The sequence below is a fragment of the Cellvibrio chitinivorans genome, from assembly GCF_035117775.1.
In the GTDB taxonomy this organism is placed as follows: Bacteria; Pseudomonadota; Gammaproteobacteria; order Pseudomonadales; family Cellvibrionaceae; genus Cellvibrio; species Cellvibrio chitinivorans.
This window is the reverse complement of the sequence record NZ_JAYKKN010000008.1, coordinates 88319-104794: the sequence shown is the minus strand read 5'-3', so window position 1 is coordinate 104794 and position 16476 is coordinate 88319. Positions and strand designations below refer to the sequence as shown.

Here is a 16476-nt window from a genome sequence, read left to right as displayed (position 1 = left end):
TGCTCTTTCGATAAGGGCAGATGACAGCGACGACAATTAAGCCTTGTCGGGCACCCCAATAATATATAATATAAATAGGCTAAATTAATATGCTGGATACAGGGCGCAACCTTACTCACCAGTTAACCCATCAGTTGGGTGCGGCAATTGTTCAAGGTCAGTACGCGATTGATAAATCCTTCCCTACTGAAGCGGAGTTATCGCAACAGTTCAATATCAGCCGCAGTGTGACCCGTGAAGCGGTCAAAATGCTCACGGCGAAAGGGCTGATTGCCTCGCGTCCGCGGCAGGGAATTCGGGTAATGCCGAGTACCCACTGGAATATGTTCGATGCCGATGTGCTCAGTTGGACGCTCAATGCACGCCCCTCACTGGAGCTGCTGCGCGAATTTACCCAGCTGCGTATGGCGATTGAGCCAGAAGCGGCGGTACTGGCGGCGGAAAACCATCAAGACAGCATAAAAATGAAAGCCATTGGCGATGCGCTCGCCCGCATGAAGCGCGCCGATGAAGGGCACGATGATCCGCTCTCGGCCGATATCGAATTTCACTGCGCAATTTTGGCGGCGGGTAATAACCGCTTCTTTTTCCAGTTGCGCGAATTTATTCAGGTCGCCCTGCGCGTCAGTATCGCCAGCACTAACCAATTAAAAGGGGTGTTGACGGCAGATTACGATGATCACAAGCGCATTTACGATGCGATTTGTGCTGGCGATCAGGAAGCGGCAAGTAAAGCAGTTAAAACATTGCTGCAAGAAGTGATGCAGTTGATTAATGTATCTCTGGTTAAACCTACATAGCAGAAGCAGGTCTTACACAACCGCCTATGCTTATGTGCGACTTTCTTGAAAAGTGCGCCTGAACCGAGAGAGAAGATCAACATGTATAACTACTCAGCCCACCAAGGCTACACCCGCTACCCGAGCTTGCAGGATCGCAGTGTGTTTATCACTGGCGGTTCTACTGGCATAGGCGCAGCCTTGGTTGAAGCCTTTGCCGCACAGGGCGCAAAGGTGGCATTTGTCGATATCGATGAGCCAGGTGCAGTGGCGCTTTGCGATGAATTAGTGGCCAAAGGCTATGCGCGTCCCTGGTTTGAAGTCTGTGATGTCAGCGATATCCGCGCATTGCAGCGCAGCATTGCCGATGCACAACAGGCGCAAGGTGATATCAGCGTGCTGATTAACAATGCAGCGAACGACCAGCGCGTGGATACCCGGAGCATCACCGAGGCTGATTGGCACCGAAGTTTGGCGATTAATCTCCATCCGGCATTTTTTGCTGCCCAAGCCGTGCAGCCGATGATGGCCGCGTTAGGTGGTGGTTCGATCATTAATATCAGCTCGATCAACGTTCAGTTCGGGCCGCCAAAGCTGGCCAGCTATATCACTGCCAAAGCAGGTATTTTGGGGATTTCAAAAGCATTGGCGACGGATTACGGTCTCGATAACATCCGCGTGAATTCCATCTTGCCCGGTTGGGTAGCGACGCCCAAGCAATTGGAAAAGTGGCTGAGCGAAGAGGAAGAACAGGAGTTGATGAAGCGTGTGTGCCTCAAAAAACGTTTGGGCGCACACGATGTTGCCAATCTTGCATTGTTTTTAGCGGCGGATGATTCAGCGATGATCACCTCGCAAGAATTTGTGATCGACGGCGGGAGAATTTAAGCAGCACTTAACCCGCCCGGTTTTACAAATATCAACCCGGAAGCATTCATTGGTCGGCCCGATGAATGCTTCTTGTTTAAAGAGCGAGCCGAAAATACAACGGTCTTATTTTTCGATAAAAAGAAAATTTTTTAATAACAAAGTGCGCTCACCGAACGCACTACTACACAGAGGTCAAACATGATTTTAAACGGACTCGATATAGGGGTATTGATTGCTTACGCCCTGATTTTGCTATTTGTCGCTTACTGGGTGTCGCGTGATGAAAAAGGTCACGACAAAAACGCCAACGATTATTTCCTCGCCAGTAAATCCCTGCCTTGGTGGGCGATTGGTGCATCCTTAATCGCCGCCAATATTTCTGCTGAGCAAATTATTGGTATGTCCGGCTCCGGTTATGTGATCGGCATGGGCATCGCGGCTTACGAATTAATGGCGGCGATTACGCTGATTATCATCGCCAAATATTTCCTGCCGATTTTCCTCGCCAAAGGCATCTACACCATGCCGCAATTTTTGGAAAACCGTTACGACGGCCGTGTGCGCACGGTAATGGCGATTTTCTGGCTGGCACTCTACACCTTTGTGAACCTGACCTCGGTGCTCTATTTGGGCTCGCTGGCGATTTCACAATTCCTCGGCGTCGATATGCTCTATGGCATGATCTTCCTCGCGCTTTTCTCTATGGCGTATTCGGTATATGGCGGTCTGAAAGCGGTGGCCATGACCGATATTATCCAAGTGGTCTTTTTGGTTCTGGGTGGTTTGTTTGTTAGCTACTTGGCGCTCAACCAAATCTCTGGCGATACCGGTGTCGTTGCGGGCTTCTCAACTTTGTTAGAAAAAGCACCGGAAAAATTCGACATGATTTTATCGCCTGATAATCCAAGCTATATGAATCTGCCGGGCATTTCGGTATTGATTGGTGGCCTGTGGATTATGAACATCAGTTATTGGGGCTTTAACCAATACATTATTCAACGCGCGCTGGCAGCAAAAAGTATTCAGGAAGCGCAAAAAGGTATGGCCTTCGCCGCTTACGTAAAATTGTTTGTACCGATCATTGTGGTATTACCTGGTATTTGCGCTGTCGTGCTCGCACCGGATCTGAGTAAGCCTGACCAAGCTTATCCTGAAATGATGAAATTATTGCCGCACGGTTTATTGGGTATCGCCTTTGCTGCATTGGTTGCGGCGATTGCATCGTCACTCAGCTCCATGAGCAATAGTATTTCAACTATTTTCACCATGGATATTTATAAGCGCTCAGTTAATCCGGCTGCCTCTGAGCAAAAGTTGGTATTTATTGGTCGCGCTACTGCATTTGTAGCGATGGTGGTTGCAGTATTGCTTGCCAAACCTTTGGTGGGTAAATCTGAACAGGCATTCCAATTTATTCAAGAGTTCACCGGCTTCTTTACGCCGGGCATTGTGGTGATTTTCCTGTTTGGCTTCTTCTGGAAAAAAGCGACTGCCGCGTCTGCATTAACCGCAGCCATTGCATCGGTTATTTTGTCCTGGACATTTAAAGTGTACTTGCCAGAAATGCCATTTATGGATCGTGTAGGCCTGGTATTTATTCTGTGTTGCGTGCTGGCTGCCATTGTTACTTATCTGGCCGGCGCAAAAGTGCAGGAAAATGCAATTGATCTGAACGATGTCAGTTTCAAAACCACATCAGGTTTTAATATTGCCTCTGTTGGTGTGGTGCTCATCCTGATCGCAATCTACGCCACCTGGTGGTAAGCTCCTCGCACCAAGAGTGGTAAAAGCGCCCCTTTTTAGGGGCGTTTTTGTATCTGCTGCTTATGAAAATTATTAACTAAAGATGTTGTTGCTATGGTTGCGTTTAGCCTAATTGATATTGTTCCCTGCGCGAATTTACTCGGCGAAGGTGTGCAGTGGAATCAGCAGGATGGTTGTTTTTGGTGGACGGATATTCACTCCGCTAAACTTTATCGCTATCAGTTGGCGAGCAAAAAATTATCGCACTGGGATCTGCCGGAAAAGCTCGGCTGTTTTGCGTTTGCAAAAAATGATTCGCGTTTGCTTGCGGCATTTGCATCCGGTTTCGCTTGGTTTGATGTTGAAACTGGTGCGCTTGAATGGATCGCAAAGCCGGAAGCGCATTTTATTGGCAATCGCTCTAACGATGGCCGCTGTGATCGCCAAGGGCGTTTTTGGATGGGCACCATTTGCGAGCAAAAAAATTCTCCGTGGCAATGCGCATCGCTTTATTCATTGCAGGCCGATGGCGAACTCACTAAACATTTAACGAGTTTGCACATCTCCAATGCACTTTGCTGGAGCCCGGATTCGCGCAAGTTGTATCACGCCGACTCACCCGCATTTGCTATTAATGTTTACGATTTTGATGCAGCAAGCGGAGTACTTTCCAATCGCCAAGTATTTGCACAGCTAGAGCAGGGCATTGAGCCGGACGGTGCTTGCGTGGATGCGCAAGGCTATGTGTGGAATGCCCAGTGGGGCGGCAGCCGTGTAGTGCGCTATGCGCCCGATGGCAGTGTTGATTTCATTCTGCCAATGCCTGTGTTACAGCCAACCTGCGTTGCGTTTGGTGGAGAAAATCTCAATTTGCTTGCGGTGACCAGTGCGCGTGTTGGTTTAAGTGATGAAACCTTGCAACAGCAACCACAAGCGGGCAATTTATTTATTTTTCAAACTGATGTGATGGGTCTGGAAGAAGCGAAGTTTGGTTAATTAAGTTAGTTGCAGCAACTCCAGCAACCACAATCCGATTGTTACCGTAAATAACGACCAGATAGTAGTGTGCGCAACAATTCGCGCGGCTAGGGGCGCATTGCCATTCATCGCTTGCACCATCACAAAACTAATTGTTGCGCTGGGCGATGAGGCCAATAAAAATAAAATCGCCAGTGCTTCTCCCTGTACTCCCAGTGCAATCGCAAGCACGCAGGCAATCACTGGCGAGAGAATTAATTTCCAAACGCATGCGCTAAAAGTAATTGAATCCAACTGGGTTAGCTTGGTTGCTCCAAGTGAACCGCCTATGCAAATCAGCGCTAATGGCAACACCATTTGGCTCAGGTATTTACCGCTATCCAGCACTACCTGAGGCAAACTGAGTTTGCAGAAGTTGACCAAAAACCCGAGCGCGATAGCAATAATCAGCGGGTTTTTGGCGATACCTATCAAGGTTGGCTTTAACGATGTATCGCCATCATTCAAGCTGCGATTCAATACATAAACCGATAATACGTTATAGACAATCACGGTCATCGCCACAGGTAGCGATGCAAGTGCCAAGCCTTTTTCACCATAAGCATTTGCGCAAAATGCCAAGCCCAGAATAACCAGATTGCCGCGAAAAGCGCCCTGAATTAAAACACCTTCATCGCGTTTTTCGCGGCAGTGCCAATGTGCTGTTAGCAAGCTGCCGAGAAATACCAGCCCTGTCATGACGGCAAAAGCGATCAATAAATTCCAATCTGTTGCGTGAGCTGTATCTGCCGTCGCACAGGTGATAAATAACATCACCGGCAAGCCGAGGCTGTAGACCAATTGCGATGAGGTTTTAATAAAACCATCGTTGATCATATTGCGGCTTTTGAGCCATAGGCCGAGAAACAGCATCACAAAAATCGGTGCGGTGATTTGAAAGGCAAACAGAAAGGTATGGAGTGCGTTGGCGAGCAAGGTTGACCTCGAGTGTAAAACTCGTGCGTGAAAAACCTGAATGCCGGAAACAATAAAGCCCGGCGAACCGGGCTTTATTGTAACGCTAAATAGGCTGGAGACCTATTTGGGTGCTTATTCAGTTGCTAGTTTCAGAACTTTTACTCGGGAGCTCTTATTCTGGAACTACAAACGGAAAATAGTTTTTCGCGTTGTTGTAGCAAATATCCTGAATCATCTTGCCGACCATTTTAGTGTCATTAGGCACTAAACCTTTGGCCATGTCGCGGCCGAAAATTCCGCACAGAATGCGACGGAAATATTCGTGACGAGAATAGCTCAGGAAGCTGCGGCTATCAGTCAGCATACCCACAAAGCGGCTCAGCAAGCCCAACTGGCTCAGTGCTTCGATTTGGCGAGTCATGCCTTCCATTTGATCGAGGAACCACCAACCGCTACCGAATTGGATTTTGCCGGCAGATGAACCGTCCTGGAAGTTACCGATCATGGTGCCGATCACTTCGTTGTCGCGTGGGTTCAGGTTGTAAATAATGGTTTTAGCGAGTTTGTTTTGATCGTCCAAGCGGCCGAGGAACTTGGCCAAAGGTTTGGCGTAGTTGTGGTCGCCGATAGAGTCAAAACCAGTGTCAGGGCCAAGGGTGCGATACAAACGTGGGTTGTTATTGCGGATGGCGCCAATGTGGAATTGTTGTACCCAGCCTTTAGCGTGATCTTGCAGAGCAAATTCGACCATCATTGCTGATTGGAATTTTTCGATTTCCACTGCATCCAGATCTTTATGGCCGCGGATTTTCAGGAAGATCGCGCGGATTTCTTCATCGGTGTAATCAGCAGCGTAAACAGTTTCCAAGCCGTGGTCAGACAGGCGGCAGCCATTTGCGTGGAAATAATCGTGGCGAATATCCAGCGCTTTCATCAAATCTTCAAAGGTATTGATGTTGACGTCGGCAGCGATCGCCAAGCGATCCAAATACTTGTTATAGGCTTCGGTGTTTTCCACCATCATCGCGCGGTCAGGGCGCCAGGTTGGCAGCATCGCCGACTTGAATGATGAATCAGCAGCAACCGTTTTGTGATGTGCGAGGTCGTGAATTGGGTCATCAGTAGTACATACCATCTTCACATTAGCTTGAGTCATTAAACCGCGTGCGCTGAATTCAGGAGTGGCGAGCAGCTCGTTACATTGATCCCAAGTGCGCTTGGCATTGCTGCTATCGAGCAGGCGGTCAGTAATGCCGAAAGGCTTGCGCAGTTCAAGGTGAGTCCAGTGATAAAGAGGATTGCGCAGGGTGTAGGGAACAGTCTCACACCACTTTTCAAATTTTTCCCAGTCGCTGGCATCGCCAGTACAGTAACGCTCATCCACACCGTTGGAGCGCATCGCACGCCATTTGTAGTGATCGCCCGCAAGCCAAACTTCGTAGAGGTTTTTGAATTGCTTATTCTGGCCTACTTGCTCGGGGGGAAGGTGGCAGTGGTAATCAATGATGGGCATGTGTTTGGCGTACTCGTGGAAGAGTACTTTGGCCTGCTCGGTATCGAGCAAAAAGTCGTCGTGGATAAAGCTCATTCTCACAATTCCTCAATAATGCCGAGGCAACAGCAAATCCGCGTGAGGCTGTGCGATGGCAAGAAAAAATTTACGCTCAACGCATGTCTACAGCTTAGCTCAAAAAATGAGCAGCCAAATCCTGTTAATAAGGAGACTGGTTGAAGATTATTATTCCAACAGGGTTAGACCTGCGGGGATAAGTTTGACCGAGGATTGCCTGCCCAAGGGCTAGATTGATAACCAACAATAACCGTAAAAATGGGCGCGCTGCTATGTTGCAGCTTGTCGGTAAGTGTAACTGCTGTGGCACAAAATACCAACTGCCGATGTAGGGCTTTTGACGCGATAATTACATTTCTTAAACTCTTGTGTAACCGTTTACATTATACTGTTTCTCTGGGGGGAATCGGTTAAGCAGATCCTTATTGGTAGGCTATAGTCAAAGCAGTTGTTGTATTTTTAGCCATTACCAAGCGGAGCCTGACATGACCAAGCCTATCGTCCATAACAATCCTTATTACGAGTTGTTACGCGCAGAAAAAATTGCTGAATTTAATCAGCGCAAAGCGCGTGGCGAGGTAAAACCGGATGGGTTGCGCGGCGGTGATTTTCGCGGATTGGATTTACGCGAGTTGGACGCAACAGGTCTGGATTTGCGCGACGCTTATTTTCGCGGCGCAGATTTGCGCGGGATTGATTTCCGTACCACCCAGTTAGAGGGCGCCAGTTTTTGCCAAGCTCATATATCCGGCTGTTTTTTTCCGCGGGAAATAGCGGCAGATGAATTACGTTTGTCGTTCGACTTGGGAATTCGGGTGCGATACCACAATAAATAATGATTTGTTTGAAGAGGGGAATAATGATCACTTCTATGACAGTTTTACCTGTGCCTAAACGCAGTCAGTTACTACTATCCATGCTCTGCGCGTTTTTATTGACGACAACCGCCTGTTCAAAACCTAATACTCCCGCGTCATCCACAGCGGCTACAGAATCGGTTGCACAAGAAGCCGCTAGTGAACAAAAAAGCACGGTGGAAGACATTACCATCGTTGATAAACAAGCAACCTTTGAAACCCGCTCACTGTTTGCATTTATGCAGCAACAGCGCAAAGAGTCGATTATGTTTGGTCATCAACATGAAACGACTCAAGGGTTAACTATTACTACTACCGATGGCACCCAGTCTGACACCTTTAATGCCGTTGGCGATTTTGCTGCGGTATACGGTTGGGACACACTGTCAATTATCGCCCCAAAATCGGAAGGCGATGTAGTTGAGCAAATCAAAAAAGCCTATGCGCGCGGTGGCATCATTACTGTAAGTTCGCATTTTGATAATCCCCTCACTGATAAACAAAAAGGGGAGTGGCCAACAGGTACTTCCTGGGATAAAACCCCGGCGGTAGTTGCAGCTTTACCCGGTGGTGAAGGCAATGCAGTTTATAACGGCTACCTCGATGAGCTTGCTGATTGGGCGAACAATCTCAAAGATGATAATGGCAAATTAATTCCGGTTATTTTCCGTATTCTTCACGAAAATACGGGCAGCTGGTTTTGGTGGGGCGCCGAGCAATCGACCCCAGAGCAATATCAACAGTTGTATCAATACACTGTGCAATATTTGCGCGATACCAAAGGCGTGCACAATTTTTTATATGCCTATTCGCCCAATAATTTTGAAGATGCAGCCGAAGCGAATTATTTGGAGCGCTACCCTGGCGATGCCTACGTAGATGTATTAGGTTTTGACACCTATGGTGCAGCCGAAAACAACGAAGCCTGGTTCAAAAATGTGGTTGCCAATGCCGCCTTGGTTGCGCGTATGGCAGATGAGCGCAACAAAATTCCCGTGATCTCTGAGATTGGTATTCGCGCGCCGGATATTGAAGCAGGTAAGTATGATAACCAGTGGTATCGAAAATTGATTGCAGGCTTAAAAGCAGATTCCGATGCGCGCTTGATTTCCTTCTTGCTCACGTGGCGCAATGCACCTGAAGGTGTGCCAGGGCCGGATGGTAAAAATGTTCCGCATTATTGGGTGCCAGCCAATCGCGAAGAAAATATCAACAATGGAACTTTGGAAGATTTGCGCGAGTTCTATAAAGATGATTTCACCGCATTTAATCGCGACATTTCCGGTGTCTACTCTATTGAAACTCGCGTGAAATAAACGCGTAGTGTTTAGTTGTGCTCATGTACATAACCTCTAAAAGGGTTCTGTACATGAGTTGCTAATTCCCGCCCCTGATTGAATAACTCCAGCTGTAAAAAATTATTGCCTTCACGCAAATCAATAAATCTGACACCTACGCCCAGCAAACGCGCAGGCAAGTGTTTTCGCTCGTAAGCTTCTGCACACAAACTCTGCAATTCTGCGATTGATACCGCGTTCGCGCTGCGTTCAATGGTGGTGATACTGAAATCGGAAAATTTGATTTTGACAAACAGTTTTACCACTTTGTAATCGTCGTCCACTCGCCGTAAACGAATCGCCAGTTGTTGGCTGAGCGATGGCAATTCATGCAAACAGTGGGATAGGTCGGGCAAGTCTTGCGAGAAGGTATTTTCCACGCTTAATGATTTGCGGCGGCGGTCAACGGTAACTTGGCGTTCATCAATGCCGCGGCTTAAGTGATACAGTCGCGTGCCCATTTGCCCGAAACGTTGGGTGAGTTCAAATACTGAAAATTTGTGCAAATCACTGCAGGTAAAAATGTTCAGCTCAGCCAATTTGGTTGCCATCGCCTTGCCTACGCCGTAGATTTTTTTAACCGGTAGCTGCGCAACAAAATCTTGAACTTGAGTTGGTGCGATAACAAATTGCCCATTGGGTTTATTCCAATCGCTGGCGATTTTGGCGAGAAATTTATTGGGCGCGATACCGGCGGAGACAGTAATGCCTATCTCTTTATAAATACGTGCGCGGATTTCCTGTGCGATGCGTGTAGCGCTGCCTTGGTGAAACCCGGAGTCGCTGACATCCAAAAAAGCTTCGTCCAGCGATAAGGGTTCAACTAGCTCTGTGTATTCATAAAAAATACTGCGCATTTGCTGCGATGCTTCGCGATAAGCTTCCATGCGGTGAGGCAAGATCAGTAAATCCGGGCAGAGGCGTTTTGCGGTGCTGGATGGCATGGCCGAACGCACACCAAAGCGGCGCGCATCATAATTGCAAGTTGATATAACGCCGCGCCTATCACTACTGCCGCCCACGGCAATCGGGCGATTGACCAATGATGGATCGTCGCGCATTTCAATCGCGGCAAAAAAGCAATCGGCATCACAGTGAATAATTTTGCGCATGGGCGTGGCTCTCAAACGATACTGTATTAAAACACAGTATTTGAGCTGACGCAGCTGGTTGATATTCCCGCCAAAGCATCTGTTGCCAACAACTGACATTGCGAGGACTACCACGGGTAAAATTAGGTTAACTTGTATGACAATAATATCTAGCCAAGGCTATCCTCTGGCCGCTATAGCAAAAAGAACACCCATAAATCATTGATAACAACTCCATAACAACAACTAGGAGATTTTTATGCGAGCCATCAAACCGCTCATCGCCGCGCTCGGCTTGGGTATCAGCTTTACGGCATTGGCCGATACTCAAATCAGTCTGGACGCTACCAAAACCGGCCCGATCATCAACAAAAATGTGTACGGCCAATTTGCCGAACATTTAGGTCGCGGCATTTATGAAGGTATTTGGGTTGGCCCCAAATCCAAAATTCCTAACACCAAAGGTTGGCGCAACGATGTTGTTGGCGCCCTGAAAGAGTTACAGGTGCCGCTGGTGCGTTGGCCGGGCGGTTGTTTTGCTGATGAATATCACTGGCGCGATGGCATTGGCCCGCGCAATAAGCGCCCAGTAAAAGTAAATACCAACTGGGGCGGTGTAGAAGAAGATAATGCTGTAGGTACCCACGAATTTTTTGACTTGGCAGAAATGCTCGGGGCCGAGACTTATGTGAATGGCAATTTAGGCACAGGCTCAGCGCAGGAAATGGCGGAGTGGGTGGAATATATGACGGCCGAGGGCAAGTCGACTCTGGCTGAATTGCGCCGCAAAAATGGCCGCGATAAACCTTTCCGTGTTGATTATTTTGCGATTGGCAATGAGGCATGGGGCTGCGGTGGCAATATGACGCCGGAGTTCTACACCAACCTCTACAACCAATATGCAACCTTTATTAAGGCGCCGGAGAACAATCGCCCGAAAATGATTGCAAGTGGCGGCAATGATACCGACACCAAATGGGCCGATCATATCAGTGCCAATGTAAAACAAAACTGGAGCCTGCGTTTGGATGGCATCAGCTTCCATTACTACACACTGCCAACTGGCGAGTGGAAAGTAAAAGGTGCTGCGACTGGCTTCCCTGAATCCGAATGGATTTCTACTATCAACCAAACTTTGCGTATCGATGGCTTTATTGCCGCTAACAAAAAGGTGATGGATAAAAATGACCCAGAGAAAAAACTCGGTTTCTATGTGGATGAGTGGGGCACATGGTACGACGTAGAAAAAGGCGAGAACCCCGGCTTTTTGTATCAGCAAAACAGCCTGCGCGATGCAATCGTTGCGGCGCTTAACTTCAATATTTTCCACAAGCACGCCGACCGCGTTCACATGACCAACATCGCGCAAATGGTTAACGTGTTGCAGGCGATGATTTTGACCGACAAAGAAAAAATGGTGCTCACACCGACCTATCACGCCTACAAAATGTATGTGCCATTTCAGGATGCAACCTCGCTCCCGCTGGAGCTGAAAGATGTACCTGAATACAAACTGGGTGATCTGTCGGTGCCTGCGGTAAGTGCAACTGCGGCGCGCGCTAAAGACGGAAAAATTTATTTGGCTTTAGTGAATGCTAATCCGAATAAAGCGGAAACTGTGGATGTGAATCTTGCCGGTGTAAAAGTAAATGGTGTTAGCGGGCAAGTATTAACCGCAGCAGCAATGGATGCGCACAACACTTTCGCGCAACCAGAAGCGATTAAGCCTGCGGCCTATTCTGCGAAAGCGAGCAACGGAAAATTAGCCTTGAGCTTGCCAGCAAAATCGGTGGTAGTTGTAGCGGTAGAGTAATTTTAGTTTTACTTCTGCATAAAAAATGGGGCTTTTTTGCCCCATTTTTTATTATTGCTGCTTTAACTTATCGAACTGCAAGTAATTGTTTTTTAACCACACTCGCACGCGTGATCGCTCCACAATATTCATCACCTCAACATTGTTAGCAGCTGCCCAAAAACTGGTGTTGCTAAAGTCGATGCGCGCGGCTAATTGCGGTTGCAGTTTTTCGAGGCGCAGGAAAATTGCATCGCGGTCTTTGGCTTTTTGGTAGGTGCTGGATTGTTCAAAGTGATCAAAACATTCACCTCTACCCAAATTGCTGACCACCACAAATTGAATAAAATCCTGCGGGTAGCGATTCAATAATTTATTCAATAGCTGTACTGAGTCAGCACCATCATCCATCACATGCCATAAATAGACTTTGCAGCCAATCTCTTGCAGCAGTGCAAGCGCATCACTTTCATCAATCCATTTGCCCAAGCGCGTTGAGGTTTGTGCGGCTAAATCGATAATTAAATCGCTATCGGGATTTTCTTGTGCCAGCAAAATGAGCTGATCGAGGCTGTCATAGTCGTCGATGATCAGTGGCGATGCGAACTCACTGTAAAAGCGCGAAAAAGTCCCGTGGGATTGGTCGGAGTCCAATCCAATAAAAGCAGTGCCCTTATCGATTAAATATTGCGCCAGTAGTCGCGAGGTCATGGATTTTCCGACCCCGCCTTTTTCACCACCAATAAAATGGATATTGCTCATGGTTGATTCCTTGTTGATCTCTGTAGAGGAGGGCAGCAGGACTCTAGCACATGTGGCATGACAATAATGGTGCTAAGGCTTAGCTATCACGGCTACACATCCAGGTGCCATTTTATTGAGGGTAGGGGAGAACTGCTCAGGAGGAATCAAAGAGGTTGTTGGTGAGGGGGTGTAGCTCTGTTATGGCGCGTATGTTAGCATTTTGGCGCCGAAATTTCTTTTAGGCATTCATCTAATAACATAATTGCACGGAGCTTTAAATGTCTTTACGTATAGTGTTTGCGTTTCTCTTTGTTTCTTTCCTGTCTGGCTGTGCGGTAAATAAGATGGACGCACAGATATACCCCGATCAAGACCTCAGTAAAATCAACAGCTTTTATGTTGTAAAGCTTGATGCAGATGATCGTGGTGTAAATGATCTGATTGCTAAAAAATTGACAGCTGTTGGCAAGCAGGCGACCACAGGTGCGGTTTCTGATACACCTGCTCAAGTGGATGCGGTAGTGACTTACACGGATAAATGGATGTGGGATATCACTATGTACATGATTGAACTTACTGTTGTAATTCAAGACCCCAAGGATAAGTTTCCCATCGCCAAAGGTTACTCAATGCACACCTCTCTGACGCGTTTGTCCCCTGAAGAAATGGTGGATGAGGTCATCACCAACATTTATAAAAAACAGACTGATAAGTGAGAGAAAAATCCATGTATCGTTTAATTACTTTATTGTGTGCTGCGGTATTGGTTACTGGTTGTGCCTCGCCAACGAAGCCGGCTGCTATGGCGCCCGTCAATTATGTACCGGAAAAAACTCAGCCCTACACGGTTAGCGTAAACGTTGCGGGCGGGCAGGAAACTTCTGCGATGGGTAAATCCAATGTTGCAGATGCGGATTTAAAAACAGCAATCGAAGAAACTATTTTAAAGACCAAAGCCTTTAAACAGCTGATCAAAGTCGGCGATGCAGATTATGAATTGTCTGCTTCAATCATGACAGTTAATCAGCCTTCAATGGGCTTTAGCTTTACGGTAAAAACGGATCTTGCTTGGAAGTTGAGCAAAGCAGGTGCAGCCGATGCCGTATGGCGAAAAGTCATCAGCTCTGAGCATACTACCAGCGCGGGTGAAGCCTTTGCGGGTGTAACACGTTTGCGCATGGCAACCGAAGGCGCCATTAAAAGTAATATTGAAATGGCTCTGAAAGAAATTGCAGTCTTGACGCTATAGTAGAAGTAGTTTTATTGATGTGTTTTACGAAAAGGGCGCAAATATTTGCGCCCTTTTTTATGCGATTGCAGTGTGTAGATTAAAACAAATCTTCAATCGATAAATAACGCTCGCCGGTATCGTAGCTAAAAATAATCACGCGGCTGCCGGCAGCCATTTCATTTTGTTTTTGCGCGAGAGCGGCGAGGGTGGCACCGGATGATATGCCGATAAAAATCCCTTCTTTAAGTGCGCATTGACGAGCCATTTCAAATGCATCGGCTTCGCTGACCAGAATGGTGCCGTCGAGCGTTTCTTTATTTAAGACCTGCGGAATAAAACCGGCACCAATTCCCTGTAAGCGATGCAGACCTTTTTCGCCACCGCTGATGACCGGAGATTTTTCCGGTTCTACTGCAAAGGTTTTAAAGTTAGGAAAGGCTTGCTTCAGCACTTCACTGCAGCCGCTGATGTGACCACCAGTGCCTACGCCGGTGATGAGGTAATCAAGGCCATCGGGGAAGTCGGCGAGAATTTCGCGCGCAGTGGTGTTGCGATGCACTTCTACGTTGGCGGGGTTGTTGAATTGTTGCGGCATCCAACTGTTAGGGTTTTCAGCAAGTAATTCGTTGGCTTTGGCGATGCAACCGCCCATACCCAACTCTTTTGGTGTGAGCACTAATTCAGCACCCAAGGCTTTCATGTTTTTGCGACGCTCGACCGACATGGATTCGGGCATAGTCAAAATCAAACGGTAGCCCTTTACCGCACAGACAAGTGCGAGGCCGATGCCGGTATTGCCGGAAGTCGGTTCGATAATAACGGTATCTTTGTTGATAATGCCTTTGGCTTCGGCATCTTCAATCATTGCCAGTGCGATACGGTCTTTAATGCTGGAGCCGGGGTTAAAACGCTCGACTTTCATCCAGACTTCTATGTCGCTGCGGAATAAATGGTTAATGCGAACATGTGGGGTGTTGCCAATGGTTTGCAAAATATTATCGACTTTCATATGAATCCCTCTCTTGTGGGCTTGCTTATGCAAGCGGTGGATAGTGATATGCAGTGTAGCGAAAAACCGGGTAAAAACATTCTCTGTTATCTTGCGGCAATGCGTTAATTAACCTGCGTCTTTTCATTAAGAATTCGTACTTCGCGCTGCGGAAATGGAATTGTGAAGCCGTGTTCGCGCATGGCTTCATAGATCATCAGCATCAAGTCGCCGCCAACGCGATTTTTGCCATCGTCAATTCCATACATCCAGAACTCAACAAACATGTTTACACCTGAGTCGCCAAAGCTGCCGATCTCGCAATCGGGCAGCTCTTCAACGGGGACATTATCACCGCTAATCACTTGTTCGTGCGATGCAACGGTTTGCTTGATGATTTCAACCAGCTTGCGAATATCAGTGTCATAGGCAACCGAAAAATCCACGCGATAGCGCTGTTTTTTATCTTTGTGGGTCCAGTTGGTAAAACTTTCGGTGATGAATTTTTCATTGGGCACCATGATGTCTTTGCCATCAAAGGTTTCCAGGGTGGTCGATCTGAGTGAAAGCTCGCGTACCACGCCGGTTCTGCCATCTTCAAGTTCGATGTAATCATCAACTGAAATAGAGCGGTCGAGCAAAATGATAATGCCGGAAATAAAGTTGGATGCGATGGCTTGCAAGCCCAAACCAAGCCCAACGCCCAAGGCGCCGCCAAATACTGCCAGTGCGGTTAGGTTGATTCCCATCACCTGTAGCAGAAGCAGAAAAAATAAAATAAAAATTGCCACTTCCAAGAGTTTTGCTGAGATTTCTTTGGTGCGGAAATCCAGTTTTTCCTGACGGCGAATTAATTCCCGACCGGTGTTGGTGGATATGCGCCCCAGCCAAAATAAAAGCGAGCCAAACAAAATCACACGGATAACGCCATAGGCAGAGATGTTGATATTGCCCAGAGTCACCTGCATGGACCCAAGAATGGCGATGATGGGGTCAAGTAAATCCAGCCAATGCAAAATTAATAGCGGCAAACATACCCAGCGAAAACTGAACGCAACAAACTCACTTTTGATGTAATCGCGAATAACTGTGTTGTAAAACAACAGCAGGGAGATAACCAGTGCGGTGCGAACCAGCCAGGATTTGCCAAACAGTTCCTGGCTAATAGGTATGGCAATACTGATTGCCACTATGCTCAGTACAGGGAAAATCAGACTGCCTAGTTTGTTGGCGAATTTGCGTAGCGGCGTGGCTTTTTCATCAGCTTGTTTGGCAAATAGTGGAACGTATTTTCGAATACGGGCGCTAATGAAATAAGAGAACAAAAACATTCCCAAAATCAACAGGAATTGATAATAGGTGCTTGGTTCCTGCAACACAGTTGTCCCGTGTGTGTAGGTGTCAATTACCGATTGGGTTAGGTCTTTAAAGCTCACAATGCTGATTCCTTAAACATAATTATCTGCACGCAATCAGGTTGCGCAGTAGCACGGCGATTAAAATAATGCGCCTGAACTTCACGCTAGTCCAAGTCTGGGG

15 protein-coding genes are annotated in these 16476 nt (G+C 47.3%); 9 read left to right on the top strand and 6 right to left on the bottom strand.

The window, feature by feature from the left end:
* The first annotated feature begins 89 nt into the window (after positions 1–89).
* The 4 genes from SPL68_RS17125 to SPL68_RS17110 all read left to right on the top strand — a co-directional run bounded on the left by SPL68_RS17125 (position 90) and on the right by SPL68_RS17110 (position 4388).
* Positions 90–800 carry a FadR/GntR family transcriptional regulator gene (locus SPL68_RS17125; protein ID WP_323816389.1) on the top strand — a complete coding sequence of 237 codons (711 nt, stop codon included), beginning with the start codon at positions 90–92 and terminating at the stop codon, positions 798–800.
* An 81-nt stretch (positions 801–881) separates the two neighbouring features.
* A complete protein-coding gene (locus SPL68_RS17120; protein WP_323816388.1) occupies positions 882–1667 on the top strand; it encodes an SDR family NAD(P)-dependent oxidoreductase in 786 nt (261 codons plus the stop codon).
* Positions 1668–1847: 180 nt separating this feature from the next.
* Positions 1848–3413 (top strand): sodium/sugar symporter, encoded by a 1566-nt coding sequence (locus SPL68_RS17115; RefSeq protein WP_323816387.1) that lies wholly within the window; start codon positions 1848–1850, stop codon positions 3411–3413.
* Between the two features lie 93 nt (positions 3414–3506).
* Positions 3507–4388, top strand: a complete 882-nt coding sequence (locus SPL68_RS17110; RefSeq protein ID WP_323816386.1) for an SMP-30/gluconolactonase/LRE family protein — start codon at positions 3507–3509, stop codon at positions 4386–4388.
* Here the strand turns inward: SPL68_RS17110 and SPL68_RS17105 are convergent, their stop codons facing one another.
* Together SPL68_RS17105 and uxaC are read right to left on the bottom strand one after the other, a co-directional pair.
* The gene (locus SPL68_RS17105; protein ID WP_323816385.1) at positions 4389–5345 is read right to left on the bottom strand and encodes an AEC family transporter; all 957 of its coding nucleotides are present in this window, start codon (positions 5343–5345) and stop codon (positions 4389–4391) included.
* A 154-nt stretch (positions 5346–5499) separates the two neighbouring features.
* Positions 5500–6915, bottom strand: coding sequence for a glucuronate isomerase (gene uxaC / locus SPL68_RS17100; RefSeq protein WP_323816384.1), 1416 nt, complete (start codon positions 6913–6915; stop codon positions 5500–5502).
* Between the two features lie 467 nt (positions 6916–7382).
* Between uxaC and SPL68_RS17095 the strand changes: the two genes are divergently transcribed.
* Both SPL68_RS17095 and SPL68_RS17090 read left to right on the top strand, forming a co-directional pair.
* Positions 7383–7733 carry a pentapeptide repeat-containing protein gene (locus SPL68_RS17095; protein WP_323816383.1) on the top strand — a complete coding sequence of 117 codons (351 nt, stop codon included), beginning with the start codon at positions 7383–7385 and terminating at the stop codon, positions 7731–7733.
* 23 nt (positions 7734–7756) lie between these two features.
* Entirely contained in the window at positions 7757–9070 is a 1314-nt protein-coding gene (locus tag SPL68_RS17090; RefSeq protein ID WP_323816382.1) for a glycosyl hydrolase, read from the top strand.
* A gap of 11 nt (positions 9071–9081) precedes the next feature.
* Here the strand turns inward: SPL68_RS17090 and dinB are convergent, their stop codons facing one another.
* The gene (gene dinB, locus SPL68_RS17085; RefSeq protein WP_323816381.1) at positions 9082–10203 is read right to left on the bottom strand and encodes a DNA polymerase IV; all 1122 of its coding nucleotides are present in this window, start codon (positions 10201–10203) and stop codon (positions 9082–9084) included.
* A gap of 238 nt (positions 10204–10441) precedes the next feature.
* On the opposite strand from dinB, the gene SPL68_RS17080 reads away from it, so the two are divergent.
* Positions 10442–11995, top strand: coding sequence for an alpha-N-arabinofuranosidase (locus SPL68_RS17080; RefSeq protein WP_323816380.1), 1554 nt, complete (start codon positions 10442–10444; stop codon positions 11993–11995).
* A 51-nt stretch (positions 11996–12046) separates the two neighbouring features.
* Here SPL68_RS17080 and SPL68_RS17075 read toward each other — a convergent pair whose 3' ends face one another.
* Positions 12047–12736, bottom strand: a complete 690-nt coding sequence (locus SPL68_RS17075) for a P-loop NTPase family protein (RefSeq protein ID WP_323816379.1) — start codon at positions 12734–12736, stop codon at positions 12047–12049.
* A gap of 260 nt (positions 12737–12996) precedes the next feature.
* Between SPL68_RS17075 and SPL68_RS17070 the strand changes: the two genes are divergently transcribed.
* Both SPL68_RS17070 and SPL68_RS17065 read left to right on the top strand, forming a co-directional pair.
* Positions 12997–13434, top strand: a complete 438-nt coding sequence (locus tag SPL68_RS17070) for a hypothetical protein (protein WP_323816378.1) — start codon at positions 12997–12999, stop codon at positions 13432–13434.
* An 11-nt stretch (positions 13435–13445) separates the two neighbouring features.
* On the top strand, positions 13446–13967 hold the full coding sequence (locus SPL68_RS17065; RefSeq protein ID WP_323816377.1) for a hypothetical protein: 522 nt from the start codon (positions 13446–13448) through the stop codon (positions 13965–13967).
* Positions 13968–14046: 79 nt separating this feature from the next.
* On the opposite strand, the gene cysK is transcribed toward SPL68_RS17065, so the two are convergent.
* Both cysK and SPL68_RS17055 read right to left on the bottom strand, forming a co-directional pair.
* Positions 14047–14958, bottom strand: a complete 912-nt coding sequence (gene cysK / locus SPL68_RS17060; RefSeq protein WP_323816376.1) for a cysteine synthase A — start codon at positions 14956–14958, stop codon at positions 14047–14049.
* Between the two features lie 104 nt (positions 14959–15062).
* Positions 15063–16373: a mechanosensitive ion channel family protein gene (locus SPL68_RS17055; RefSeq protein WP_323816375.1), complete on the bottom strand. Its 1311-nt coding sequence runs from the start codon at positions 16371–16373 to the stop codon at positions 15063–15065.
* Between the last annotated feature and the right edge of the window lie 103 nt (positions 16374–16476).